Source organism: Corallococcus praedator (assembly GCF_003612125.1).
GTDB lineage: Bacteria > Myxococcota > Myxococcia > Myxococcales > Myxococcaceae > Corallococcus > Corallococcus praedator.
Genome location: NZ_RAWI01000108.1, coordinates 1 through 25,004 on the forward strand (window position 1 = coordinate 1; position 25,004 = coordinate 25,004).

The following is a 25,004-nucleotide window of genomic DNA, read 5'->3' on the forward strand; positions in this document are numbered from 1 at the left end:
GCGGGGGTGGTGCGGCGGGCGAGGGAGTGCGGGTTCCGGGCGGTGAAGGGCAACCACGACGCGCACGTGCTGCGCTGGCATGCGGGCCGCGCGGCGAAGGGCAAGAAGCTCAAGCCGGAGCACCGGCAGGTGTTGGACACGCTGACGGCGGAGGACTGGGCGTACCTGTCCACGCTGCCCGCCTACGAGCGCTTCCCGGAGCTGAACGTGGTCGCGGTGCACGCGGGCCTGGTGCCGGGGGTACCCCTCGCGGAGCAGAAGGAGGAGTTCCTGCTGAACATGCGCAGCATCGCGGCGGACGGAACGCCGTCGAAGCGGCTGGAGGCGGGCGAGCCGTGGGGCAGTCTGTGGAAGGGCCCGGAGCTGGTCGTCTTCGGCCACGACGCGATGCGCGGACTGCAGAAGCACCCGTTCGCGCTGGGGCTGGATTCAGGCTGCGTGTACGGCGGAAAGCTCACCGCGTATGTGCTGCCGGAGGGGAAGTTCTACTCCGTGCCGGCGGCCCGCGCGTACATGGCGCTGTAGGGGAAGGACGCTAGAGTCGGGCCACCTTTCACCGGGAGAAACGGATTGGTCCGCTCGATTCAAGGCATGTCTGTCGTTGTCGCCGCGCTGCTGCTCTCCGCGTGTCCAGCCTATACGGTCACGCGTTATTCGGTGTCCGTCGACAACGTGGAGATGCTCCGGTCGTTGCAGAAGAAGTACCCGCAGGGCGCGCTCAAGGTGTCTGACTTCACTTCGGAGTCCGGGCCCCAGCGGGAGATCCTCTGTCGCGGCGCGGGCCCGGTGGCTCCGCCGGACCAGAAGACCTTCGAGCAGTACCTCCAGGCGGCCCTCAGGGATGAGCTGCGCATGGCGGGGGTCTACTCGGACAAGAGCAAGGTGGCGGTCTCCGCGAAGTTCCACGAGCTCGACTTCAGCTCGGTCGACGGAACCTGGAACCTGGACGCGCTCGTCTCCGCCAGCCCCGTACAGCCCTTCCAGGTGTCCCACGTGAGCAGCTTCTCCAGCAGCCCCATTGCTGACAACGCCTGCAATCTGACCGCGCAGGCCTTCATGCCGGCCGCCCAGGACTTCTTGAAGAAGCTGGTCGCCAGCCCCGAGTTCGAGAAGGCCTTCGCCGCGTCCGAGGAAGCACCCGCGCCCGTGCCCACGACCCAGGCCGTCCCCGGAACCTGAAAACCGGCGGCACCATGTGGGCACCAAGTGTCTTCCGGACATACCCATGGCTCTGTCATATTCCATGGAGGTCATCTTTTTCCGGGAGGGTTGCAACATGGTCCGCGCCTCGTGCCTCGTCAGCGCCGTGCTCCTCGTGAGCGCCTGTCAGAAGCCCCCGGAGCCCTCCGCGACCGAGCCCACGCCTCCGGTGGCGGTGGCGCCGGTGAAGGTGGCGCCGTTCTCGCTGTCGGTGCTCCAGGACGCGGCGCCCTCGGGCTGTACGTGGCTGCGCCTGGAGTCCGACGGCAGACGCAGGGCCCTGGTCACGGTGGACGCGGCGTGTGAGGGGCTCCAGTTGGCTTGGAGCGCGGATGGCCGGCACGCGGCCGTGCGTGACCCGGGCGGCAGTGCCCGGGGGCCCGGGCGCGTGTGGACGGTGGACCTGACCTCCGGCCTGGCGTCGGCGCAGTTGCTGCCGGAAGAGGGCCTGACGGGCGCGGTGGGCTTCGACTCGGTGGGCCGGCTGGTGGCGCTGGTCGCGCACACCGGGGACCTGGTGCGCCGCGCGGAGGGCGCGAAGGAGTTCTTCCTCTTCGACGGCCGGCGCATCCCCATCCCGGAGACGGAGGAGGGCGCGGGGCTGGCGCATGCGTTCCGGCTGGAGGCCGGCGTGTGGAAGCGCACCGAGACCGTGGCCACGCGCGATGACGCGGACGCCGTGTTCGCGCTCACCACCGCGGAGATGCTGGTGTCCTCCACCGTGTCCGGGGATCCGGATGCGCTGGCCGTGCAGCCCCTGGACGAAGGCAGCCAGGACGCCGCGCGGCTCGACGCCGTGGTGGCGCACCGGGGACACGACGTGTTCGGCGGCTGGGCGCGCGTGGAGACCCGGAGCGGTCCGCTGTTCTCCTGGCAGACGGCGGGCGAGCTGACCACGCTCATGATGCCGGTGCGCTGGGAGGTGGATGACGGCCACCTCGCCGAGCCCCAGGGGCTGTCCCTGCCTGCCCAGAGCCCCGTGCATGCGATGGCGCGCGGAGACCTGCTGCTGCTCGCGGGCACGATGCAGGCGCGCGTCTACGACCTGGGCTCCAAGCGGCTGGCCGCGTCGTTCGATGGCTTCCGCGACGCGCGCTTCTGGCCTGCCGCCAGCCCGCTGGTGCCCCATGGCGCCACCGCCGCCTCCGGGCAGCAGTAGGCGCCACGGACGCGCGGAGGCTCAGCTCCCGCTGTCCGACATGCCCTTGAACGCCGCGAACATGATGGCCGCGTAGCCGCCGCCGCAGATGCAGCAGGAGAGCACCGGCGCCAGGAGCGCGCCCGCCGCGGCGGTGCCCCAGGTGGTGCGGTGCAGCGTGCGGTACGTCACCACGCGCAGGCCCATGGCCCAGAAGGGCGCGGAGTAGACGGCGACGAAGGGGATGATGCCGACGATGTAGGGCGCCAGGGAGAGCGCGTGCGCGCGCATCGTCACCGAGAAGTCGCGCTCCACGCCGCCCATGCGCAGGATGAGGTGGTCCAGGCCCGCCATCACGAACGTCATGCCCGCGTTGACGAACGGCATCGCCACCGTCCACGCCAACGCCCCCAACACCAGGAACAGCTTCGCGGTCCGGGACCCCATGGCGTCCGACGCCGTGTCCGCATCCGTGTCGGGGATGAACGCCATGATGCCGCCGAAGATGACGGCGTAGAGCAGGCCGGTCGTCACGAAGCCCGCCACGCCCGTCAGCAGCACGAAGCGCATCGAGCTGCCCACGGGCGCGTCGGGGTTGATGCCCTTGAGCGTCTCCGTGGGCCGCATCAGCATGCCCAGGCATGTCTGCCAGAACGCCTTGAGCGTCCCCAGCTCCTCACGTCGGTCCCACGGCACGGTGCCCATGGGCGCGCGGTCGTGGCAGCTCGCGCACACCACGCCCTCGGGGCCCTGGCGCAGGCAGTCGGCACAGGCGAACGCGCCGCAACGGGAGCACGTGCCCACGCTCCGCCACTGAGGATGCACCGCGCAGACCGGCTCGGAGCTTCCGGGGGTCGGGGCCACCAGCAGCGCGGCTCCACACGCGTCACACGTCTGTGCACCGGGAACGAAGGGGGCCTGACAGGAAGGACAGGAAGGCGTCATCGCCGCGCATCCTCGCATGGCTCGGGCTCCGTCCGGCATGCGGCGTTCCGGCACGCACGCACCGCGCGGGCGGACCCGCGCTCACCCATTCGGGACAGGCCCCTGCCCTACGGCTCCGGCGGAGACTCCGGATCCACCGGCACCGAGGGCGACGTCGTCCCACTGGGGGCCTTGTCCGGCGTCGGCGCGCTGCCGGCGGGCGCCACCATGCCCGGGGGGCGCGGGGCCCGGGCCTCCTGCGCCGCCCGGACCTGTCGCGCGCGCTTCGCCTGTCCCAGCGCCACCTTCGCCGCGCCCGGGTCGCCCAGGGCCCGCTCGCGCTTCGCCAGCGCCTCCCACAGCTCCGGCGCGTCCGGATGCAGCGTCACCGCCGAGCGCAAGAGGCCCCTGGCCACCTTCGGCGAGCGCGTGTCCAGCAGCCTTCGCAGGAAGCCCGCGGGCGACAGCACCAGCGACCCCTCCGGCGTCTCGAACGCCTCGCGCACGTGCGGGCCGGCTTCCGCCTCGCGGTCCGCTTCGAGCAACCCCACCGCCTGCGCCAGATGCGCATCCATCGACTCCGGATGCAGCTCCGTCGCGCGCTCCAGCCAGCGCATCCGGTCCGTCGGCTTGCGCTTCGCCCGGTCCGCCAGCGTCAGCAGCTCATCCGTGTAGTCCGGCCGCACCGAGGGCGCGCGCGCCGCCGCCTCCTTCAGCACCGGCCACATCCGCTCGGGGTCCTTCGCGTCGTCCAGCCGCGAGCGCCGCAGCGCTGGAATCTCCGCGCGCTTCCACCCCGCGACGAAGCGGGCCACGTCGTCCCGCACGCCCTTGCTGAAGCGCTCCGTCTCCGGACACTTCAGGGACTCGCACGCGGCCAGGTAGTCCGCGAAGAAGGCCGCCGCGCCCTGCGTCCGGTACGAGCGCAGCCGCTCCACGCCCAGCACCTTCTCCACCGTGGCCGCCATGTGCGCGCCCACGCGGATGAAGAGGGATTCTCCCCGGGGCTCGTGCGCGCCGCGGATCCGCTCCATCGCGCCCCGCGTGTCTCGCGCGATGGTGGCCCGCTCGAACAGCGCCGTGACCTTCGCGAACGCGCCCGGCAGGTCCGTCTCCGGCGGCAGCGTGCCGGGCCCTCGCGTGGCCCAGTCGTGGTACGCGAGCCCGTAGCTCGCCAGCCGCCCCATGCCCTCGTACTCCACCGCGTCCACGGGGTCCGTGAAGTGGCCGCCCCGGGCCGGCGCGCCCTCGTCCAGCACCGTCTCCATCAACCGCAGCGACAGCCGGCGCAACCGCTTCGCCTCGTCCTCCACGTTGGTGGCCAGCGCGATGGCCGTGTCCTCCGCCGGCAGCAACACCAGCAGCGTGGTCGTCTCCGGCTGCCCGCCCGCGTGCGCCACGATGTAGTGGCCCCGGAGCGGATAGGTCGCGAAGCCCATGCCGTAGTCGGTGATGCGCCCGTCGCGCGTCACCATCGTCGCCTGCATGCGCCCCATCGTCTCGCGGGTCACCAGCGCGTCGTCCAGCACCGCGCGCGCGAAGCCCAGCAGGTCCTCCACCGTCGCGCGCGTGCCTCCGCCCGCGAAGCGACTGGTCACGTCCAGGAAGCGCGACGGCTTCAGCGCGCCGCCCGCCACTCGGTAGCCCACCGCGTGCTGCGCGTCGCGGGTGCTCAGCTCGTCCAGGTCCGCGTGGGTCATGTGCGCGGGCCCGAAGACATGGTCGCGCAGGTACTCGCGGTAGGACTGGCCCGACGCCGTCTCCACCGCCGCGCCCAGCAGGTTGAAGCCCCACGTCGTGTACAGGTAGCGCGTGCCCGGCTCCGACACGAGCGGACGCTCGGCGAACATGCCGATGGCCTCGCGCGTCGACACCGACTTCGTGTTGTTGCCCGCGCTCGGACTGTCGTAGGTGGGCACCCCGCCCAGGTGTCCCAGCAACTGCCGCACCGTCACCGGCCACTGCTTCACCGGATATTCGGGCACCAGCGTGCGGATGTCCGCGTCCAGGTCCAGCTTGCCCGCCTGCGCGAGCTGCAACACCGCCACCGCCGTGAACGACTTGGTGATGGACGCCATGCGGTACGTGGTGCGCTCCGTGGCCGGCAGCTTCTTGCCCAGGTCGCGGTAACCGAAGCCGCGCATCCACCGCAGGCCCCCCCGCATCACGCCCACCGACAGCCCCGCCGTCGGTCCCTGCTTCAGGTCCGCGCGCACCAGCGCGTCCAGCGCCCGCTCCACCTCTGGCGGGAACTCCGTCGCCACCTTCGCGCCGGTCTCCGACGCGGGCGCGACGACCTGCGCGCTGGACTCCGGCGCGGTCGCCTTCGCTTCGACAGCCACCTGGGCGGGAACCGCCAGCGAGGGCGTCCCCACGAACAGCCACAGCGCGACGAATGCACGCCTCATCGCACGTCCTCCGCGGTCTGAGCGCTGCCATCCCCGGGCCACGCCGGGGCCTCCTCGCGCGACGACGTGAGCGGCGGGGCCAGCTGCGTGCCCTGCTCCACCCACCCCTTGAGCAACGCGTCCGACACCAACTGCCCCAGCAAATCCAGGCCCTGCCCGCGCGGGTGCACCAGGTCGTCGTGCATGAACCCCGCCTGATTGAAGCGCGCGAGCGACCCCGCACCGCCCATCGCGGCGAACAGGTTGAAGAAACCGCAGCCTTCCGCGAGCGCCACCTCGCGCTCCGCGGCGATGGCGGACTCCAGGAACGGGCGCTGCAGCAGGGGCTTGCCCTTGACGTGCCCGTCCTGCACCGCGTCCATCGGGCCCACCACCGTGCACGCGCTGCCGGGCGAGGCCGCGCGGGTGCGGCGCAGCAGGGCCGTCAGGTCGCGGCGCACGGTGTCCAGGTCGGTGCGCTTCCACTCCAGGCGCTTGGACTCGTTGCCGCCCAGGAAGAAGAGCAACAGCTTCGGGTCGCGCTGCGCAAGCTGCGCCTTCAGCGCATCCTCTTCCAGCCGTGCGTACAGCGTGGCATCCGCGGACGGCACGCCGAGCATGTCCAGCACGATGCCCGGTCCGTCCTGCTGGAGCACCACGCCCTGGACGACGGCGCCCCGGCCCTCGGCCGTGATGTCCAGCCACTTCGCGCCCGCGGGCAGGTCGAAGGACGTGGTGCGGCTGGCCCCGTCCCCCTGGGGCTCCGTGCGCACCAGCACCGCGCCGTCCACGGACACGACGAGGCGGCCCGCGTCCTTCACGTCCTTCCACCACAGCGTCCCGCGCGGCTCGCCCTCCAGCTTGAAGCGGCCCCGGGCCCGGGCCTCGGTGGCCACGTGGTACACGCCGGTGATGCCGAACGGGTGCGGCGGCGCGCGCAGCTCTCCCAGCGTGCGCGGCTCCCAGCCGTTGCTCACGGCGGCCGTGCGCGACCGTCCGCCGTACGGCGCCATGCGGTCCACCAGCAGCACGCCACGGCCCGCGCCGCCGAAGCCGTACACCAGCTCGTCACGCACCACGTCCACGATGCGGTCGCCCGCGATGAGCGAATTGCCGAACGCGGCGATGACCGTGGACGCCTGCGCCGCCTCCCCGGTGCCCGCCACCAGCCCATCCAACGCGGCGAAGAACGGCGTCAGCGCGGAGCGAGCACACCCGGTGTCCGTGGGTTCGAGGCACGGGTCCTCCACCGCGCCACCCGGTGCCATCAACCGCGAGCCCAGCGAGAGCAGGTGACGGCCCCGCTCGGTGGTGGGCGGCAGGGCGCGGAACGAGGCGCGCGGGGACGGACGGTTCGCACTACCCGGTGCCATCACGGCCGACGCAACGGCCTTCGTACGCGCATGCACGTCGGAAGGCGTGGCACCCGAAGCCTCCGGACGCACGGGCTCGGCACCCGCCACCACCGGACGCGCGGACGCATCCGCCGAACCTGCCGCCGGGGTGGAAGCCTCCACCGTCGGTGATGCATCCACCGGCGGTGCCACCTGGGCGGACGAAGCCGGATCCGGTCGCACGGGCTGCGACGCGGCGGACTTCTCCAGGGGCGTCGTGAGGGGGAAACGGTAGGGGGGTGTGCGGGACTCGCACCCGGGGAGCAGGGCACCCGCAAGGAGGGCGAGCAGCCACGCGCGCCCGCTCCCCCGCGAGACTTCGGGAACCGTCATGTGGCCCCCGAGAGTAGACGAAAGTGGGAGACCGCGCATGTTCCCCACGACGCGCCTGGTCGCCCCGCGGGCCGCCCTGCCCGGGCCCCGGGTCACGGACACTCCGTCCGGCACCACACGCTTCAGACCCGGAAGCTGCCTTGGGAAAACGGCTCCCCCGGACCCGGTGCGATTGCAAGGTCAGACCGCGAACATGCGCCCTTCACACAACGCGATGCGCCCCCAAATTAGCCGCCGCGAACATGGCGAAGAACCGGCTGACAACGTGGACGAAGCTCCACCGAAGATTTGGCGACCACGTGCGCAGCATGCGCACCAGTCGCGACCTGACCCAGGAAGCACTCGCCGAGCGCAGTGACCTGTCGGTGGATGCCATCCGCCGCATCGAACGCGGTGGGTTCTCTCCGTCGCTCGACACGCTGGGCAAGCTGTCCGTGGGCCTGGACGTGTCGCTCAAGACGCTCTTCCACTCCTTCGACCTCGAACGCTCCGACGGCGTGGCGGAGATCTGCGACTACCTCGCGTGCCGCTCCGGACCCGAAGTGAAGATGGCCTGGCGCGTCCTCCAGGCCATGTTCGACAAGGCCTGAGCGCCCGGCGGTTGCCGGTCGCACCCGGCAGATGTTCCCTGTCCCACCGCGCGCGCCTGCCCTATGGGTCGGTCACCATGAGCCGCGCGCCCTCCACCCTCCTCATCATCGAGGACGACAGCGACCTGCGCGACGCGCTCGTGGAGATCCTCACCGCCGAAGGCTTCACCGTCGCCGCCACCGCCACCGGGGACGAAGCGCTCACGTGGCTGGAAACCCATCCGCCCCCGGCGCTGCTCCTGCTGGACATGTGGACGCCGCGCCAGGACGGCTGGCGGCTGCTGGACTTGCTGCACCAGCGGCACACGCTGGCGGACGTGCCCGTCGTGTCCATCAGCGCCGGCGAGGAGAAGCACCCGGCCATCCGCGAGGTGCTCCAGAAGCCCTTCGACCGCGACGTGCTGATCGCCTGCGTGCGCCGGTTCGTGCACGCCCTGCACTGAGCCTGGCGCGGCCCGCGCTCAGGTGCCGCGCGTCTCGTGCCCCAGCCGCCCCGCCACCGTCGGGTCCAACCGGAACGAATCAAAGAAGCGGTCGGCGTCCTTCGGCGGACGCCCCTCCGGGTGGAGCAGCAGCTGCTGGTACAGGCGCGGGCCCACCATGAAGAAGCGTCCGCGCAGGCGGCGCGGGCCGGACAGGCCCCCCACCTCCTGGCCCGGAAAGCCCCCGTCCATCTGGACCGGCTTCGCGGAGATGCCCGTGGCGCCCAGCGCCTCCAGCGCCCCCTGACTGGCGCGGCTCACCACGTCGCGCGGGTCCACCTGGGCCACCGCCGCGGGCGGGAAGTCCGTGTAGGAGACGTAATAGGCGGTGTCCTCCGCCGCGCGCGCGGAGATGAAGGTGTGCAGCGTCACCTCGCCCACGTCCGTGGGCTGCACGCGCCGCTCCTCGGTGACGGGGCCGGGGAACGCCACGCTGAAGCCCCCTTCCGTGGACTGGACGACAGCGGGCGGCGCCTGCACGGGTTCGGCGGAGGCCTCGGGCGGCGCGGACTGCGTACGCCCCGCGCAACCCCCCAGCACCAGCAGGGCGGCGAGCGGGACGGCCCGGCGCGAAATCTTCATCATCCAGACAGCTCCTGACGTTGGTGCCGCAAGGTACGCCCTGCCCCGTCCGGACGCATCCCTTTGCCGGCCCAAGACCCACGCCGGCGCGCGGCAGGCAACGGTTGGCCCGCCCCTTCAGTGCACGGCGCCGGGGCCTTCGCCCCCGGCGGGCTCCTCTTCGTCGGAGGCGGCGGGCAGGCGCGGGGCGCTGTCGGACACCCGGGCCAGGTGGACGCGGAACACGGAGCCCTGGCCGGGCTGGCTCTCCACCTCGATGCGGCCGCCGTGCGCTTCGATGATCCGCCGCGACACCGACAGCCCCAGCCCCACGCCCGGGGCGCGCTGCTTCGCGTTGCCCGCGCGCTGGAACGGGACGAAGAGCCCCTTGAGTTCTTCCGGCGACATGCCGATGCCCTGGTCGGACACCGCCACCACCGCGTGGTCCGCATCCTCCAGCACGGCCACCCGCACGTGGCTGCCTGACGGGGAGTACTTGAGCGCGTTGCTCACCAGGTTGGTCAGCACCTGCTCCAGCCGCGCGGGGTCCGCCCGCACCAGCACCGCGGCGTCGGGCACCACCAGCTCCAGCGTGTGGCCGGGGTCGCTGGACTGGTACAGCTCCACCACGGAGCGCGCCAGCTCGCGCGTGTCGCGCACCTCCGGCTGGAGCTCCAGCTTGCCCGCCTGGATGCGCGTGGCGTCCAGCAGGTCCCCCACCATCCGGTCCAGCCGTTCCACCTGGCGCCGCACCAGCGCGAGCGTGCGCTGCATCCGCTCCGGGGTGACGTCCGCGCGGCCGGGGGACGTCAGCGCCGTGGACAGCTTCAGCGCGGACAGGGGGTTGCGCAGGTCGTGCGCCACGCCGGCCAGGAACGCCAGCTGCTGCTCCTGCTGGTGGGCCAGGCTGTCCGCCATCTCGTTGAAGGTGAGGGCCATGTCGCGGATCTCCGACGGCCCCTCCTCCGGCGCGCGCGAGTCCCGGTTGCGGCCCGCGCCGAAGTCGCGCATCGCGTGCTGGAGGTCCGCCACCGGACGCAGCGCGAAGCGGCGCAGCCAGAAGACCACCAGCACCAGCGTCGTCAGCAGCAGCAGGCCCAGCACCAGCCCCAGCAGGTTGGCCCTTTCGCTCCAGCGGGACGCCTGCGCCCGCGCCTCCTGGGCCTGGTCCACGTTGATCTGGATGAGCCGCTCCAGCGACCGCAGCGCCGCGTCCAGCGTGGCCACCACCCGTCCGTCGTACGACGAGGAGGACCGCTGCGCCTCCGACAGCCCGCGCTGCGCGCCCAGGTAGTCCGCCACGTCGCGCTCCACCTCCGCCAGCACCTGACGCTCCTCGCCGGTGGAGGCGGAGGCGTGCAGCTCCCCCAACTGACGGTGCAGGTCGGATTCAATCTCCGACGGCGAGCGTCCCCGCGAGGGGTCCGCCACCAGGGGCATGTCCGGCGCCGCGATGAGCCGGGAATGGACGAGCAGGTCCACCTCCAGCTCCTCCGCCAGCCGCACCCCCTCCACGGATTCACTCAGGGTGGAGGCCATGCCCTCCAGCGCGCTCGTCAACACCACGAGCAGGCTGGCGGAGACCACGGTGAGCAGCACCAGCCCGCCCACCACGGCGGAGAAGAAGGCGCGCAGGCTCATCGCGCGCCCCACGCGGGCTCCCGGCCGGCGTCCATCGTCATGCTTGAGCATCCTCCCTCCGGGCGGCGCCAACCCTCTTCAACGTCGCCCTCTTCCTGAGGAGAGCAACAAGCGTCCGATATCGTGGATTCGCCTCCCCCGCCCGGCAGGCCCGCCTTCGAACACCCTCCCGAAAAGGAGCCGGCCCCATGAGGCCCGGCCATGCTAGGCAGCACGCACACGCGACCCGACGCGCCTGCGGGCGTCCGGGCGCCCGCCCCTTCCTGAAGAGGTCCCCCGATGGATCTGATCTCCCCACCGGCCCGCACCCTGACATTCGATGCCTTCTGGCGATGGATCCAGGAGCACACCAACTGCATCCTGCGATGCGGCTCGCCGGACATGACGCTGTTCGACCACGACGACTTCCACTGGATGCTGATGGAGGAGGAGCGCCAGCACGTCCTCCAGCTCATCAAGGGCAAGTCCCTGGTGGGCGAGATGGTGATGGTGGGCCGCGAGGTCTCCGAGGTCTCCATCTCCCCGGATCCGGACGCGGACCCCCAGGCGGGCCACTTCCTGGTGGAGCTGATGGGCGGACCGAAGGACGACCCCCAGGTGCTCTACCACTTCGTCATGGCCCACGGCATCGAGCCGGCCGCCGGACACCAGGGCTTCAAGCACTGAGCGCGATGCGCTCGATGGCCTCCACCGCCACGTGGACGCCGTTGACGTAGGAAGCAGGGCGCTTTCGGGTCGTGCCCCCCAGCAGGGAAGCGACCCGCGCCTCCAGCGCCACCGCGTCCGCGACGCGCTCCGCGTCGGTCAGTCGCAGGGCCTGCCGGTCATAGAGCCGGGGCCGGGCCCACGCGACCAGCGGCGTCCCCGTGGCCCGCGCCTCCTGCACGGTGTTGTAGCCGCCGGACCCCACCAGTACGTCCACGCCCGGAAGCACCGCGAGCGCCGGCCAGACGGCCAGGGCCTCGGGTGAACCCGCCCCGTCGGCGGCGGTGGGGACCAGCCATCGCACCTCCGCCCGTGCGCCCAGCGTCCCGCGCAGCCGGGCGGCGGTGTCGCGCGCGTCCACCACCTCCTCCGGCCGGCCGCAGCCCAGCACCGCCACCACTGGCCGGGACTCCGTCACCTCCAGTCCCAGCCGCCGCCGGGCGTCCTCCCGCGACAGCAGCGCGTCCGCGTCCAGCAGCAGCCACGGCGCGGTGCGCACCGCGCGCGGATGGTGCGCGAAGGGCGCGTCCTCGCCGGGCACGACGAGCAGGTCGAACGCGTCCACCGCGCGGGCCACGTCGAAGCGCTCCACGTAGACGGGGTTCAGGTCGCGGTGCACCAACACGCGCGGCGCGCGCACCGCGGGCAGCAGCCCGACCAGCTCACCGCCGAGGCCGCGCGGAAAGGTGTCCACCACCAGCACGTCCGGCGTCGCGTCCTTGAGCCACGCGGTGACCGCCGCCACCGTGGCCACCTTGTCCAGGCGCGCGTCCACGCGGTGCACGGTGGCGCCCGGGCCCAGCAGGGACTCCAGGGGCAGGCCCGGGGCGAACGGGCTGTTGGTGAGCACGTCCACCGCATGGCCCCGGGCCACGGCGGCGCGGGTCAACGCGCAGGCGCGCGTCAGGTGCCCCATCCCTCCGCCGAGCGCGTACACGCGCCAGTGCTGGCGTCGCACGGGCGCTCAGCTCCCGCCCAGGTCCTCCTCGAAGGAGGCGTCGTCCTCGCGGCGCAGGCTCGCGCCGTCGGCCTCGGTGAAGTCGTTCTTGTCGTGGGAGGCGCCGGAGGTGGTCCACGCACCGCGGCCGTAATAGCCGTAGCCGTCGTAGTAGTAGGCGGGGTCCTCCTCGTCCCAGTCGGTCTCGGAGCCGTCGCGGTTCTCATCGCCGTTGTCCGCGGTCCGGGCGCACGACACACAAGCGACCTCCACCTCGTCGAGCGTGCGCATGTGCAGCGCGCACACCGGCTTCTGGCAGCGCGAGCACTGCGTGGCCGCCGCGCGCTCGCACGCGTGGGAGAAGAGGAAGCCGGACGTCTCCAGGCAATGTTCGGCGGACGGGAAGGAAGAGGACATGGCGGAAGGCTCAGGGCGACGCGGCGCCCGCGGGGTTCTGGAGGCGGAAGAGCAGGGCCATGCGCAGGGGCAGGTCCAGGGAGTCGAAGCCCAGGCACGCGGCGGCTTCGGGGGACACCGGCGTCTTGGTGGCGAGCATCGTCTTGCCCGACGGGTCGCGCAGGGACAGCTTGCCGTCGCGCACCTTCACGCGCAGCGCCTCCGCGCCGGACGCGCCCCTCACGGACGCGCCCCCGTCCTCGGAGGCCACGGTGTTCAGGACGGCGCCCTGCGCGTCGGTGAGCTTCCAGCCGGAGCCCTCGCGCGCGAACGTGTAGCGCACGGCCCCGTGCGCGCCGTCCTTCACCTGGAACACGTCCGGACCGCCGGTGACGTACGCCAGCACCGCGTCGTCCGGGCCGGACACCTTGAGCTCGCCGCCCTTCCACTTGTAGCGGGCCAGCTCCCGGTCCTCGCCGTCCACCAGCTTGGCGCCGTCGTCCTTGGGCTTGAGCGAGAAGCGCTCGCGGTCGTCGCCATCCTTGAACTTGAGCTTGGCGCCGGCCTCCTTCGGCTCCGCCGCCACGGCGGACCTCGCCTGCGTGGGCGGGGCACCTTCGTTCGAGGCGGGAGCGCCGCCCTGCGAGCACGCCGAGGACGCGAGCACACCCACGCCCAGGAGCAACAGGATCCGCGGCTTCATGAAGTGGCCCTCGCATCCGAGCGTCGGCGCTGGGAGCTGGAGAAGTTGAGCACCTGGTAGAGGCTCAGGAGCATCATCGTCGCGGTGCGCGACGCGTCGTGCTTGCCGGGTGGCACCACCGGGGCCTTGGGCTTGCGGCCCTTGCTGGGAGCCATCGCGAGGGACGCCAGAGGGGGCACGGGCTTCGGCGCGCGCGCAACCCAGTCATGGGCCAGCAGGGCGCGCATCTCCACCCGGTCGGCGCCCACGCGGATCCGCGACACCTGGATGCCCGGGGGCAGGCGCGCCGCGCTCCTGGCGCTCGCGTCCAGCGCCGCGAGCCCGGGGTGACGCTCCGGCTTCACGCGCAGCGACACCTGCATCAGGGCCTTGCCCTTCTGCTTGCGCTTGGTCTTCGTCTTCCCGCGAGCATTGCGCTGCGTGCGGCTGCGCTTCTGGAGGTGCTCCACCATGGACAGGTGCAGGTGCGTGCCGTCCGCGAAGCGTCCCTGCAATTGAAGCCACGTCTCGGTGAAGTCCTCGCACTTCCAACGGCCCCGGGTGCCCTCGGCGACGCGCTTGCGCACCTCGTCGTTCGGCGACAGGTCCAGCGTCAGCTCCACGACCGCGTCCTTCTCCAGGTCCACCTGGAGCCGCTGGAGCAGCGTGGCCACAAGCCCATAGCGCCGGTCCTCCAGGTCCGTCCGGCGGCGGCGCGCGCGCACGATGAACAGCCCCACGGCCAGGGCGATCGGCGCAAGCCCCAACGGCCCCACCACGAAGAGGGACAGCACGCCGATGACCAGCACGACCCAGGCGGAGATCCACAGGGTCTTGCGCGCCGCTTCGGCCTTCTGGTCCAACTGTCCGATGACCTTCAGGTCCTCCAGCACCTCCGGCACGGGGGCATGGGCCTGGTAGACGAGCGTCTTCTGGAATGCGGAGAGGTCGAACGCCACGGGGGAGCCTTGTTCAGCGGGGACCGTCCAGCGGTCGGCCGCGACCGAGCGTAGGAGGCGCCCCCGGGCAGGTCAAACCGACTGTCGCCGGCCCCGGGCCGACTGCCGCTTGCCGCGCAGCCGGGCGTAGTGGACCACCTGGTAGAGGCTCAGAAGCATCATCGTCGTCGTGCGGGACGCGTCGTCCTTCTCCAGCGCCTGCTTCCAGAAGGCGGGCGTCTCCGGGTCGTCCGGCGCCTTCTTCGCCTGCGCCACCCAGTCCCCGGCCAACCGGACGCGCAGGGACAGCCGGTCCGCCCCGACGCGCACCCGCTCCAGCTCGACGCGCCGGGGCAGGCGCGTGGCGTTCGTGGCCCGCGCCTTCAGGGTCCCGAGCCCGGGGTGGCGCTCCGGCTTCACGCGCAGGGACACCTCCAGCCGGGCGAAGCCCTTCGTCTTGGTCTTCTTCTTCGTCTTGCCGCTGGCGCTCGTCTTGTAGCGCTCGCGCTTCTGGTGCTTCTCCACCATGTGGATTTTCAGGAACGTGCCATCCGCCAGCCGGGTCTCCAGCAGGAACCACGGGTCGATGAAGAACTCTGTCCTCCACCAGCCCACCATGTCTTGCCTGACGCGCTTCTCCCGCACATCCGGCTGCCGCAAATCCAGCTTCAGCCGCACGGGTGCATCCGGGGCCAGGTCCACCTGCAAGCGCTGGAGGAGCACGCGCGCCAGGCCATAGCGCCGGTTGTCCAGGTCGCGCGGCTTCAGCCTGGCGCGCCACAAGAAGAGCAGGAGCCCCAGGGCGAACAACAGGAGGCCGAGGAAGAACCCGTTCCTCAAGAGCTGCGAGCCCTGCTCCCAGGCTGGGACGTCCGAACTCACGGCGCTGGCCCAGGAGGCGTAACAGCACAGCAGGACCAGCGACCCGCCGGGAATCGTGGTGAGCCACGCGGCCGTCGTCAGCGCTCCCAGCTGCTTCTCCGCGCCGGCGTCCAGTTGGCCCAGCACCTCCAGGTCCTTGAGCAGCTCCGGCACGTGCGCGTGGGACTGGTAGAGGAAGACGTTGTGGAATCGGGTGATGTTGACCGCCACGGCGGAGGGCTCCCCTGTGATGTCCGTCGGGCGGACTGCGCCGAGGAGCGTAGGGGGCCGCGTGAAGGACGGTCAAACCGGGCCGGGGGCGTTCCTGGACGTCTTCGGTTCCGGTGACGACTTCGACGCTGGCGGGGTCCTGGCCAGATGGAGCACCTGGTAGAGGCTCAGGAGCATCATCGTCGCCGTGCGCGACGCGTCGTGCTCGCCGGGAGGCGCCTCGGGGGGCCTGGGCTTGCGGGGACCGTCCAGCGGTCGGCCACCACCGAGCGTAGGAGGCGCCCCCAGGCAGATCAAACCGACTGGCGCCGGGCCCGGGCCGCCCGCTGCTTGCCGCGCCGCCGGGCGTAGTGAACCACCTGGTAGAGGCTCAGGAGCATCATCGTCGCCGTGCGGGACGCGTCGTCCTTCCCCAGGGCCTCCGTCCAGATGGAAGGGACTTCCGGGTCGGCGGATGCCTGCCGCGCCTGCGCCACCCAGTCCTTGGCAAGCCGGACGCGCAGGGACAGCCGGTCCGCCGCGACGCGCACGCGCTCCAGTTCGACGCGCGGGGGCAGGCGCGTGGCGTTCGTGGCCCGCGCCTTCAGGGCCCCGAGTCCGGGGTGGCGCTCCGGCTTCACACGCAGGGCCACCTCCAGCCGGGCGAACCCCTTCAGCTTGAGGATCCGCTTCGTCTTGCCTCTGGCGTTCGTCTTGTGGCGCTCGCGCTTCTGGTGCTTCTCCACCATGCGGATGCGCAGGAACGTGCCATCCGCCAGCCGGGTCTCCAGCAGGAACCACGGGTCGACGAAGAACTCCGTGTTCCACCAGCCCACCATGTCTTGCCTGACGCGCTTCTCCCGCACATCCGGCTGCCGCAAGTCCAGCTTCAGCCGCACGGGTGCATCCGGGGCCAGGTCCACCTGCAAGCGCTTGAGGAGCACGCGCGCCAGGCCATAGCGCCGGTTGTCCAGGTCCCGCGGCTTCAGCCTGTCGCGCCGCACGAAGAGGAGGAGCCCCACGGCGAGCAGCAGGACGCCGAAGAAGAAGCCGAGCTTCAAGAGCAGAATCGCCTGCTCTGAAAGTTCGTCGTCCGCGTTCACGCTGCCGGCCCAGATGCCGTAGGACAGCAGGGCCAGCACCCCGCCGGGAATCACGGAGAGCCACGCACCCATCGTCAGCGAGCCCAACTGCCTCTCCGCGTGAGCGTCCAGCCCTCCCAGCACCGCGAGGTCCCGCAGCAGTTCCGGCACGGGCGCGCGGGACTGGTAGAGGAAGACGTTGTGGAATCGGGTGATGTTGACCGCCACGGCGGAGGGCTCCCTGCGACGTCCGTCGGGCGGGCCGCGCATGGGAGCGTAGGGGCGCGCGTGAAGGACGGTCAAACCGGGCCGCGGCCTCGAGCCCTCCGGGGGCCCTTCGCATGGGCGCGGACGTACCTGGATTCAATGGACGAGCCGGTGCGGCCCGAGCGCCCCGGAAATCCCGTTGTTAGTAGGATGGGACGGCCACGGGCGCGAGGTGGACCTTGGATGATGTGAGCAGCAGGAGAGCAGCGCTGAAGCTCATCGCGGCGGCGGGGGTCACCACCGCCGTGGGGTGTTCACGCGCTTCGGACAAAGCAGGGGAGCAAGCCATGGGTCAGCAGCAGGGTGTTCAGCCAGAAGCCGTCATTCGCGTGGATCCGCTCGGGATGGGTCCGTGGCGGACGCCGGATCCGTTCCTCTTCTGCGTGCACCATGACGACCGGTATCCCGCGGGCAACGAGCGCTTTGGCCCCGCGGCCCCGCTGACGGGGCGCGACATCGGGCAGGACTTCGGTGGGCGGGACGGCTGGAACATGTACCACGGCACCGTCGTGCCGGGCTTCCCCCAGCACCCGCACCGGGGCTTCGAGACGGTGACCATCGTGCGCAACGGTCTCATCGACCACTCCGACTCGCTGGGCGCGGCGGCGCGCTTCGGTGGCGGGGACGTGCAATGGCTCACGGCGGGCAGTGGCATCAACCACTCGGAGATGTTCCCCCTGCTCCGCTCCGACACGCCGAACCCCCTGGAGCTGTTCCAGATCTGGCTCAACCTGCCGCGCGCGAGCAAGCACGTGGAGCCGCACTTCTCCATGCTCTGGAACCAGACCATCCCCCGGCACGTGGCGAAGGACGCGGCGGGGCGCGCCACGGAAGTCACCGTGGTGGCCGGCCGGCTGGACGACGTGAAGGCGCCGCCTCCGCCGCCGAAGTCCTGGGCCGCGCACGCCGACGCGGACGTGGCCATCTGGACGCTCAAGCTGGAGCCGGGCGCGCGCTGGACGCTGCCGGCGGCGGCCAAGGGCACGCACCGGATGCTGTACTTCTTCCGGGGCTCCGCGCTGCGAGTGGGCGGCCGGGACATCCCGCCGTCGCGCGCCATCGAGCTGCGCGCCGACGTGGACGTGGCGCTGGAGAACGGCGCGGACGTGACGGAGCTGCTGATGCTCCAGGGGCGTCCCATCGGCGAGCCGGTCGTGCAGTACGGGCCGTTCGTGATGAACACGCGGCAGGAGATCCAGCAGGCCTTCGCGGACTACCAGCGCACGGGCTTCGGCGGCTGGCCGTGGCCGAACCCGGACCCCGTGCACGGGCGTGAAGAAGGCCGCTTCGCGCGCCACGCGGACGGCCACATCGAACGGCCGGCCTGAGCCTTCGGGCCACGACGCGCGAAGGGGCGGAGGGCTCCCGCGCGTCGTCGCTCAGGGCTTCTTGGGCTTGGGAGGCTCCCAGGTGAACACGACGGATGGGGCCTTCACGGCCTTCGCGTCCTTCATGAGGAAGCCCTCCTCGCGCTTGGCCGCGCGCTCGAATGCGGGCCGCAGTGCCTTGGGAATGGGCAGCAGGACGCCCACGACGAACTTGTTGCCGCGGCACATCTCTCCGGCGTAGCCGAACGCGATGCGCACGGCGACCTTGTCTCCTTCGACGTGATGGAACGCGACCGCGCGCTTCACGGAGTCGAGCCCATATTCAAAGCCCACGCAGTCCTCGCCGGGCCCCAGGCTCTCCAGCAGGGACTCCACCGTCGTGGCGTTCTTGAACTCCTCCTCGTCGTCGACGTGCTTGCGCACGTAGCCGTCCGCCTTGAGGGCCGCGAGCACGTCCTTCTCCGCGAACACATCGAGCAGTGAGAAGCCGTCCTTGCCCTTCGTCACGTCCTGGGTGACGTAGCCCGTGTGCGCATACGGATGCGCGCCGCCGGTGTAGCCCGAACCTGACTGTTCGTAGCTCACCCACGGCCCGACGACGGACAGGATGGAGAGGGACTGGGAGCCCTCCCAATCGGACACATCGGTCCCCGGCTCGGCCTCGAAGTCAGCGAGGAACTCCGCCTTTCGCGACTGGAGGCCGAACACCTCCTTGTCGCCACGCAGGCCGCGAAGGTCCTTGGGGGACTGCACGAACGTCACGTCCGTGCCGGTCACCTTCCACATGCGCGACTCAGCCGGAGCCGGAGCCGGCGTCGGCGCAGCAGCAGGAGCCGCGACCAGCGCCACCATCACCACGGAGCTCATGAACATGCGCGCCATCTTGCCTGAAGTTTCGGGACGGGTGCGACGGGTGACGGACGTCAGACGCGTGCCCTTTGATGCCCTGCCCGTGGGCATTTTTCGGGAGCACGCATGTGGATGCAGGCAGGGATTGGACGCAGCACTGAGCCCTCCTCGCGGTGGGTCCTCCGCACGGAGGCGTTGCTGCTGAGCATGATGCTGCTGACCACGGGCTGCGCCTCTGGGCCCGAACGGCGGAGCCACCTGCGGCGCTCATCGAACGTGGTGTCCGGGTCCACGTTCGATGAACGACCGTCACGCCGTCAGCACCGCCAGGACGACCTCACGGGGAACGAGGGTTCGGAGGCCCCTGGACTGACCCGGCAGGCGGTCCTCGATGCCATTGCCGGAGTGAAGGACGCCACGGGCAGTTTCTCCCGCGCGATTCCCAGGCTCGCGGCGTACCAGTCCCACGACGTCTTCACCCGCTACATCGCCTACGGCTCCAACCAGTTGCCCTGGCTCCAGGGCGCGTTGGGTAGTGCCACCGTGCTCGCGAACACCTCCGGATCGGTCGAGGATGCGGACATGGTGGTGGGCCTGCTCCGGATGACGGGCCCACGACTCCAGGCCGCCATGTCCGGCGCCATGTTGCTCACGGCGTGGCTCGACTTCCTCCGCCTCGCGGACGTCGTGCGCGAACAGTGTCCCTTCTACGGAACGGAGAGGCTGTTCGCGGACATGGACCGTGTGCAGAAGGTGATCGAGCCTTCCATGACGGCGCTCGCGTCGATGGATCCCGTGCAGGTCGAGGCCACCGCGCGCGCGCTTCCCGGAGTGATGGCGCAACTCACCCGCGAGTTCGATTCCATCCGCGAGGGAGCGCGCATGGCGACGGAGCGCGCCGGCAAGGTCATCGCGGTGGCGCAGTTCATGGAGATGCTCACCCTGGTCTCCACGCTGAAGATGTCACTGCCAAGGCTCCCGCCCGCCGCGCCCACCACGCTCGGCATGGGCCTCGTGATGGGTTCGGGAGGAGTGATGACGGGTACACGGCTGGTCGTCTCCGCCGAGTGGGTGGAAATGATGCGCAGGCTCGTGCAGGCGGGAGTCATCTCCGTTCCCGCCGTCAGCGCCGCCATCCGCATCCACGCAGGACAGGTGCTGATGGCGCAGTCGAACCGGGACCTGCCCCAGGGCGTGCGCGACGCGCTGGGCGACAGTCCCGAAGTGCGCGGCATGCACGAAACCGGCAGGGCCGGAGCCGGCATGTCCGATGCGCCGAAGCACCACGTCCTACCGCAGGAGCACCGCGAATGGTTCGAGCGGCGCGGGTTCAAGGGCGCCATGGATATCGACCAGTTCTGCGTCAGGATGGAGCAGGCGCAGCATGAGGCGATTCACGGTGGGGGCAACTGGCGATTGGGGCGAATATGGCCCGGTGAGTGGAACCAGCTGATCATGGAAGCTCTTCGCTCCATTGAGACCAAAACGGGCCGGATGCTGACCCGAAATGAGGTCTTGAAGATCGTCGCCAGCAGAATGAAGGTCTACAACATCCCGATGAACTTCACTGCTGGGAGACGGCGATGACTGATGGACGAGCCTGGGATGGAAATTGGAAGGTTCGTCTGTACGAGCGGATCCGTGAACGCGGCTACGATTCGCTCACATCCTTCGCAGAGGCTCGCCCCGCAGTCTCATGGGTGGCCCTGGCTGAAGAGCTTGGCAAGGATGATGTCGCCGGGGTGCAGATACTAAAAGGGCTCTTCGCCGAAGCGGAGAGACGCAAGCAGGTCATGCGCTTCGTGCGCGATATACTTGTGCGTGAACTCGCCGAAGAACTCCCCAATGGTTGGCCTGCCGTCGTAGACGACTCCAACCGTTTCGACGTAGCCATGCCGCTCGGCTGTTGGTCCGCCCACGCCCCAGAGACCCATAAGGAGCGCGTAAGACAGGCCGGCGATACGTTGCTCGCGCATCCGCCGCCCCCCGGCTGGCGCCCACTCAGCCCAGACGACGAACTCCTGCGCACGCTTCTCCCAGACGACGAAGCCTGACAGCAACGGCAGCCCCACGAGATGCGGGCTGCTTCGCCTCACTGCATTTCAGCGATGCCAAGCGAGCCGTTCCCTGCTTCGCCGCGACAAGAGCGCGAATCCAAGCAGGGCCATGGGCGCCACACCCGCCGTTCCACTTCCGCACCCACAGCCACTCTCCGGACCGTCATCTCCACCCGACGGGCCTGCATCACCAGGACCCATGCCGCCCGCGTCCAGGGCCACACCGGAATCCGGAGACCCCGTCGCGCCACCGTCGGGTTCCACCACCGAGCCATCCAGGCTGCCCGCATCCTCGCCGGGCTCCGAGCCACCTCCGTCCACGCCCGCGTCGGAAGCCTCGCCCGCATCCGGAGTCCCCGCGTCGAAGAGCTCACACGCACCTTCCTGACAGGCTCCTCCCGGGCACTCCGTTCCGTCCGGGACGGGCATGGAGGTGCACACCCCCGTCCCCGCACAGCCCCCCGTGTGGCACGCATCCAGGGGCACGCAGTCGCTGGCCGTGCGGCACTCCACGCATCGGGAGTCCGAGCCCTCTCGAAAGCAGAAGGGCGTGCTCACACCGCAAGGCATACAGGCGTCCCCGCAGGCCGCCTCCGAATCACAGGGAGCACACAGCGCGGCGGCATTGCAGCGGTAGCCCGCCCCACAGCTGCTGTTCCCGGACGTGTTGGCATCCTGCCGGGCGCACTGGACGCACTTCGAAACATCCTCGAATGAAGCCCCGCCCGACTCCGCCTGGTGGAACTGCCCGAGGGGCATCAGCTCGAAGCCCTCGGTCCGCAAGTTGACGACGGGCGGCTGGTTCGCGGGCTGCGCGAAGTCCGTGAACGTGCCTTCGAACAACGACAACTCCAGCGCCGCATGCTCGGAAATCTGCGTGTGGAGCACCTCCACGCCGTACAGGCCGGCCTGCTTGAAGACGACCGTGTTCGTCATGCGCCAGGTGGGGGCGCCCAGCGTCGGAGGACGCACCACCACGGTGTACGACTGCGCGGCGCGGTCGTAGAGCGTCAGGCTGACGGCGTCGTCGGCATAGAGGCCGAAGTGCAGCGACTTCCCCACCTGCGCCTGCGTGATGGCGAGGTAGCCGCGCAGGCGCGTGGCGAAGATGGTGGACCCGCCGCTGTACGCGAACGCACAGCCTCCAGCGCCACAGGCTCCGGTGAAGTCGCCCTGGCTCAGCGTCCTGCCGTCGTTGAAGTTGTTCGACAGGTCCGCGTCCGTGCCCAGCACGGAGGTGATCCATCGGGCCCGGCTCCCTTCCATGAAGGCGTTGATGTTCCCGACATAGTTCGACTGGCTCTGCGGGAGGTCGGACGCGGGACCCAGCCAGTTGCTCGACGCCAGGCAGAGGCCCGTCCCCGGCTGCTCCGGAAGGGGCGCGACGGGGTCCCCGGTGACGACGACCTGCGCGGAAGCGGAAGGAGCCACGACCAGCACGCACAGCGCGAAGAGCAATGACAGGAGCGGACGCATGGACCCCGCCCTATATCGCGACGCTCCCTCGCGAGGGCAGCACCCGGGCCCCCTCCCCTGTTTGCCGTCGCGCCCCCGTCGCGCTAGCACTCCTTGCCGTGTCCTCCTCCGGAATCATCTACGCGTCCTTCGACCGCTTCCCCGCCCCCAAGGGCGCGGCCGTGCACATCCGGGCCTTCGTGGAGGCCCTGGGCGCCGCGTTCGGCCCCATGGACCTCGTGGCCATTGGCGATGCTCCCGGCGCCCCCGCCCCGGCCCTGCACGGCGACGTCACGTACCACCCGCTGGGCGCGCGCGGAAAAGACCTGGTGGCCCAGGCCCTCACGTTCCGCGCGCACCTGGGCGCGTGGTGGCACGGCCGTCCGCGGGCGAAGGTCGTGCACGTGCGCTCCATCTTCGAGGGCTATCCCATCGCCCGGCGCAAGGCGTCCCTCACCGACGCCCTCGTGTACGAGGTCAACGGCCTGCCCTCCGTCGAGCTCAAGTACCACCACCCCGACGTCGCGGACGACGCGGAGCTCATGGGCAAGCTGCTCGCGCAGGAGCAGGCCTGCCTCCAGGCCGCGGACCTGCTCGTCACCCCCAGCGCCGTCACCGCGGAGCACCTCATCTCACGCGGCGCGGACCCCTCGCGCCTGCGCGTCATCCCCAACGGCGTGGACCTGGACGTGTTCCGCTACGCCCCGCCGCGCGCCCCCGAACCCGGCCGTCCCGTGCGCCTGCTCTACAGCGGCACCATGACGGCGTGGCAGGGCGTGCACCACGCGCTGGACGCGTGCCGGCTGCTCCTGCGCGACCTGCCCGTGGTCCTCACGCTGGTGGGCCCGCTGCGCAAGCACGCACGCCGCGCCCTCCTGGACCGGTGCGGAGACCTCCTCCTCCAGGGCGCGGTGGAGCTGCTGGAGCCCCTGCCCCAACAGGAACTCGCCAGGTTGCACCACGCCTGTGACGCCGTGCTCGTGCCCCTGCCGGTGAACGACCGCAACTGCGTGCAGGGCTGCTGCCCGCTGAAGCTGCTGGAGGCCATGGCCACCGGCACGCCTGTCATCGCCAGTGACCTGCCCGTGGTGCGCTGCCTCGCGGAGGACACCGAAGTGCTCCGCATCCGTCCGGGCTCGCCCAAGGCCATCGCGGAAGCGGTGAAGGCGCTCCTCGCGAACCCCACCCTGGGCGCCGCGCTCAGCGCCCAGGCCCGCGCCCGCGTGGAGCGCGACTTCCCGTGGGGCCGCGCCCAGGAGGCCCTGGTGAAGGCCTACGAAGACGACCTGGGCCTCGCGCGCGCCAGCACCCGCTCCAGCACCGCGGCCTCCGCGTCGGCCTGAAAGCCCGCCTCGATGCGCGCGCGGGCCGCCCTGCCCAGCGCCTCGCGCTCCGCCGCCGGCATCCCCAGCACGTCCAGGCACGCCTGCCCCAGGTGGTTCAACAGCGCCTTGGGCACGAGGAAGCCGTTCTTCCCGTTGTCCACCGCCTCGGGGATGCCCCCCGCGTCGCTCGCGATGACCGGCCGCGCGCACGCCATCGCCTCCAGCAGCGCGTTGGGCATGCCCTCCCACAGCGACGGCTGCAGGTAGACGTCACACAGGCGCAGGTGCTCCGCGATGAGCGCGGGCGACTCCAGCGCCCCGGACACGACGATGCGCGCCGCGTCCTCCGGATGCTCCGCCCGGTAGGCCACCAGGTGCTCCGCGTCCCGGGCGCGCACCTCGCCAATCACCAGCAGGCACGCGGGCCGCACGCGCCGCACCTCCGTGAGCGCGGCGAGCAGGAACGGCAGCCCCTTCTTGTGGCGCAGCTCCCCGGAGAAGCCGAGCACCGCCTCCCCCGCCGCGATGCCCAGCCGCGCCCGCAGCGCCGCGTCCCCGGGCCCCGGTGAGAACAGCGCCGTGTCCACCGCGTTGGGGATGACCTCCACGCCCGGGTCGCGCCCCAGCAGCATCGCCATCTTCCGGCCCAGGTCCGCGGACGCAGCGGTCAGCACGTCCGCGCGCTGGAGCGTCCAGAGCAGGCGGGCGAAGTCACCCGGCGGGAACATGAGCTGATCCACGTCGTTGCCCCGCGCGCTGAGCACGGACGCCAGGCCCGCGCTCTGGGCGAACACCACCGCCAGGAACCCCGGCGGGTACAGGTAGTGCCCCCACACCAGGTCATACTTCCGCCGCGCGTGCAGGTAGCCGAGCACATCGAGCGTGTGCTGCATGGACAGGTCCGCCGCGCCGAACAACCCCAGCCGGTGCAACGTCACGCCCTTCGCGAAGGGCGACACCTCGCCCGCGTCCTCCACCGTCTCCAGCGCCCCCGGTGAAGCCGTGCGCGTCCAGGCGACCACGTCCACGCGCGCACCCAGCCGCACGAGCGAGCCCGCGGTGCGCGCGCCGCTGCGCGCCAGCCCTCCGATGTCGGGGGGAAAGCGCTCGGCGACGAGGAGGACGCGGGGACCGGATGCCATGGCGCGAAATCCTACCCATCCCCGCGCACCGGCAGGCGGGGAACCGTGCGGGATGAAAGCCCACGGGCGTCCCGTTGCACCGCCCAATCCATGACGCAACCCCCTCCCCCCGAATCCTTC

The 25,004-nt window shown here is 71.1% G+C and carries 24 protein-coding genes; 10 read left to right on the forward strand and 14 right to left on the reverse strand.

Translation table 11 applies throughout. The annotated features are described in order from the left end of the window. The 3 genes from D7Y13_RS16270 to D7Y13_RS16280 all read left to right on the forward strand — a co-directional run. On the forward strand, positions 1 to 525 hold a 525-nt coding region (locus D7Y13_RS16270), incomplete at its 5' end, for a metallophosphoesterase family protein (protein ID WP_120630713.1). Between the two features lie 66 nt (positions 526 to 591). Next, the gene (locus D7Y13_RS16275; protein WP_120534442.1) at positions 592 to 1,179 is read left to right on the forward strand and encodes a hypothetical protein; all 588 of its coding nucleotides are present in this window, start codon (positions 592 to 594) and stop codon (positions 1,177 to 1,179) included. 97 nt (positions 1,180 to 1,276) lie between these two features. After that, the gene (locus D7Y13_RS16280; RefSeq protein WP_120584300.1) at positions 1,277 to 2,359 is read left to right on the forward strand and encodes a hypothetical protein; all 1,083 of its coding nucleotides are present in this window, start codon (positions 1,277 to 1,279) and stop codon (positions 2,357 to 2,359) included. A 21-nt stretch (positions 2,360 to 2,380) separates the two neighbouring features. On the opposite strand, the gene D7Y13_RS16285 is transcribed toward D7Y13_RS16280, so the two are convergent. From D7Y13_RS16285 to D7Y13_RS16295, 3 genes are all read right to left on the reverse strand, one after another. Continuing rightward, the gene (locus D7Y13_RS16285; RefSeq protein WP_120534444.1) at positions 2,381 to 3,283 is read right to left on the reverse strand and encodes a zinc ribbon domain-containing protein; all 903 of its coding nucleotides are present in this window, start codon (positions 3,281 to 3,283) and stop codon (positions 2,381 to 2,383) included. A 107-nt stretch (positions 3,284 to 3,390) separates the two neighbouring features. After that, a complete protein-coding gene (locus tag D7Y13_RS16290; protein ID WP_120584299.1) occupies positions 3,391 to 5,670 on the reverse strand; it encodes a serine hydrolase domain-containing protein in 2,280 nt (759 codons plus the stop codon). After that, the gene (locus D7Y13_RS16295; RefSeq protein WP_120584298.1) at positions 5,667 to 7,376 is read right to left on the reverse strand and encodes a GDSL-type esterase/lipase family protein; all 1,710 of its coding nucleotides are present in this window, start codon (positions 7,374 to 7,376) and stop codon (positions 5,667 to 5,669) included. Before D7Y13_RS16295 ends, D7Y13_RS16290 begins: the two co-directional genes overlap by 4 nt. A 242-nt stretch (positions 7,377 to 7,618) precedes the next feature. Here D7Y13_RS16295 and D7Y13_RS16300 point away from each other — a divergent pair, with 242 nt between their 5' ends. Together D7Y13_RS16300 and D7Y13_RS16305 are read left to right on the forward strand one after the other, a co-directional pair. Beyond that, the gene (locus D7Y13_RS16300; protein ID WP_120534447.1) at positions 7,619 to 7,966 is read left to right on the forward strand and encodes a helix-turn-helix domain-containing protein; all 348 of its coding nucleotides are present in this window, start codon (positions 7,619 to 7,621) and stop codon (positions 7,964 to 7,966) included. 77 nt (positions 7,967 to 8,043) lie between these two features. Then, entirely contained in the window at positions 8,044 to 8,409 is a 366-nt protein-coding gene (locus D7Y13_RS16305; RefSeq protein WP_120584297.1) for a response regulator, read from the forward strand. 18 nt (positions 8,410 to 8,427) lie between these two features. Here the strand turns inward: D7Y13_RS16305 and D7Y13_RS16310 are convergent, their stop codons facing one another. Both D7Y13_RS16310 and D7Y13_RS16315 read right to left on the reverse strand, forming a co-directional pair. After that, a complete protein-coding gene (locus tag D7Y13_RS16310) occupies positions 8,428 to 9,033 on the reverse strand; it encodes a hypothetical protein (protein WP_233595670.1) in 606 nt (201 codons plus the stop codon). 114 nt (positions 9,034 to 9,147) lie between these two features. Continuing rightward, positions 9,148 to 10,701 (reverse strand): sensor histidine kinase, encoded by a 1,554-nt coding sequence (locus D7Y13_RS16315; RefSeq protein WP_341870422.1) that lies wholly within the window; start codon positions 10,699 to 10,701, stop codon positions 9,148 to 9,150. 228 nt (positions 10,702 to 10,929) lie between these two features. On the opposite strand from D7Y13_RS16315, the gene D7Y13_RS16320 reads away from it, so the two are divergent. Continuing rightward, complete coding sequence (locus D7Y13_RS16320) at positions 10,930 to 11,316, forward strand: serine/threonine protein kinase (protein WP_120534449.1); 387 nt, start codon at positions 10,930 to 10,932, stop codon at positions 11,314 to 11,316. Here the strand turns inward: D7Y13_RS16320 and D7Y13_RS16325 are convergent. The 6 genes from D7Y13_RS16325 to D7Y13_RS16350 form a co-directional block, all read right to left on the reverse strand. Next, positions 11,306 to 12,313 (reverse strand): hypothetical protein, encoded by a 1,008-nt coding sequence (locus tag D7Y13_RS16325; protein ID WP_233595669.1) that lies wholly within the window; start codon positions 12,311 to 12,313, stop codon positions 11,306 to 11,308. The genes D7Y13_RS16320 and D7Y13_RS16325 overlap by 11 nt on opposite strands. Positions 12,314 to 12,319: 6 nt before the next feature. Continuing rightward, the gene (locus D7Y13_RS16330) at positions 12,320 to 12,709 is read right to left on the reverse strand and encodes a hypothetical protein (protein WP_120534450.1); all 390 of its coding nucleotides are present in this window, start codon (positions 12,707 to 12,709) and stop codon (positions 12,320 to 12,322) included. A 10-nt stretch (positions 12,710 to 12,719) separates the two neighbouring features. Next, a complete protein-coding gene (locus tag D7Y13_RS16335; RefSeq protein ID WP_120584296.1) occupies positions 12,720 to 13,391 on the reverse strand; it encodes a hypothetical protein in 672 nt (223 codons plus the stop codon). After that, the gene (locus tag D7Y13_RS16340) at positions 13,388 to 14,329 is read right to left on the reverse strand and encodes a hypothetical protein (protein ID WP_120584295.1); all 942 of its coding nucleotides are present in this window, start codon (positions 14,327 to 14,329) and stop codon (positions 13,388 to 13,390) included. The genes D7Y13_RS16335 and D7Y13_RS16340 overlap by 4 nt, the downstream gene beginning before the upstream one ends. Positions 14,330 to 14,401: 72 nt before the next feature. Then, the gene (locus D7Y13_RS16345) at positions 14,402 to 15,400 is read right to left on the reverse strand and encodes a hypothetical protein (protein WP_120584294.1); all 999 of its coding nucleotides are present in this window, start codon (positions 15,398 to 15,400) and stop codon (positions 14,402 to 14,404) included. 293 nt (positions 15,401 to 15,693) lie between these two features. Further along, the gene (locus D7Y13_RS16350) at positions 15,694 to 16,689 is read right to left on the reverse strand and encodes a hypothetical protein (RefSeq protein WP_120584293.1); all 996 of its coding nucleotides are present in this window, start codon (positions 16,687 to 16,689) and stop codon (positions 15,694 to 15,696) included. A 383-nt stretch (positions 16,690 to 17,072) separates the two neighbouring features. Between D7Y13_RS16350 and D7Y13_RS16355 the strand changes: the two genes are divergently transcribed. Beyond that, positions 17,073 to 18,056: a pirin family protein gene (locus tag D7Y13_RS16355; RefSeq protein WP_279637094.1), complete on the forward strand. Its 984-nt coding sequence runs from the start codon at positions 17,073 to 17,075 to the stop codon at positions 18,054 to 18,056. Between the two features lie 51 nt (positions 18,057 to 18,107). Here the strand turns inward: D7Y13_RS16355 and D7Y13_RS16360 are convergent, their stop codons facing one another. After that, on the reverse strand, positions 18,108 to 18,929 hold the full coding sequence (locus D7Y13_RS16360; RefSeq protein ID WP_233595668.1) for a hypothetical protein: 822 nt from the start codon (positions 18,927 to 18,929) through the stop codon (positions 18,108 to 18,110). A gap of 186 nt (positions 18,930 to 19,115) precedes the next feature. Between D7Y13_RS16360 and D7Y13_RS16365 the strand changes: the two genes are divergently transcribed. Both D7Y13_RS16365 and D7Y13_RS16370 read left to right on the forward strand, forming a co-directional pair. Then, the gene (locus tag D7Y13_RS16365) at positions 19,116 to 20,492 is read left to right on the forward strand and encodes a DUF2380 domain-containing protein (protein ID WP_244222349.1); all 1,377 of its coding nucleotides are present in this window, start codon (positions 19,116 to 19,118) and stop codon (positions 20,490 to 20,492) included. Further along, positions 20,489 to 20,959, forward strand: a complete 471-nt coding sequence (locus tag D7Y13_RS16370) for an NUDIX hydrolase (protein WP_120584290.1) — start codon at positions 20,489 to 20,491, stop codon at positions 20,957 to 20,959. The genes D7Y13_RS16365 and D7Y13_RS16370 overlap by 4 nt, the downstream gene beginning before the upstream one ends. A 48-nt stretch (positions 20,960 to 21,007) precedes the next feature. On the opposite strand, the gene traA is transcribed toward D7Y13_RS16370, so the two are convergent. Beyond that, positions 21,008 to 22,438, reverse strand: a complete 1,431-nt coding sequence (traA, locus tag D7Y13_RS16375; RefSeq protein ID WP_120584289.1) for an outer membrane exchange protein TraA family protein — start codon at positions 22,436 to 22,438, stop codon at positions 21,008 to 21,010. 98 nt (positions 22,439 to 22,536) lie between these two features. On the opposite strand from traA, the gene D7Y13_RS16380 reads away from it, so the two are divergent. After that, entirely contained in the window at positions 22,537 to 23,760 is a 1,224-nt protein-coding gene (locus D7Y13_RS16380; protein WP_233595666.1) for a glycosyltransferase family 4 protein, read from the forward strand. On the opposite strand, the gene D7Y13_RS16385 is transcribed toward D7Y13_RS16380, so the two are convergent. Beyond that, the gene (locus D7Y13_RS16385) at positions 23,691 to 24,884 is read right to left on the reverse strand and encodes a glycosyltransferase (RefSeq protein ID WP_120584287.1); all 1,194 of its coding nucleotides are present in this window, start codon (positions 24,882 to 24,884) and stop codon (positions 23,691 to 23,693) included. The two genes, D7Y13_RS16380 and D7Y13_RS16385, sit on opposite strands and share 70 nt — an antisense overlap. Between the last annotated feature and the right edge of the window lie 120 nt (positions 24,885 to 25,004).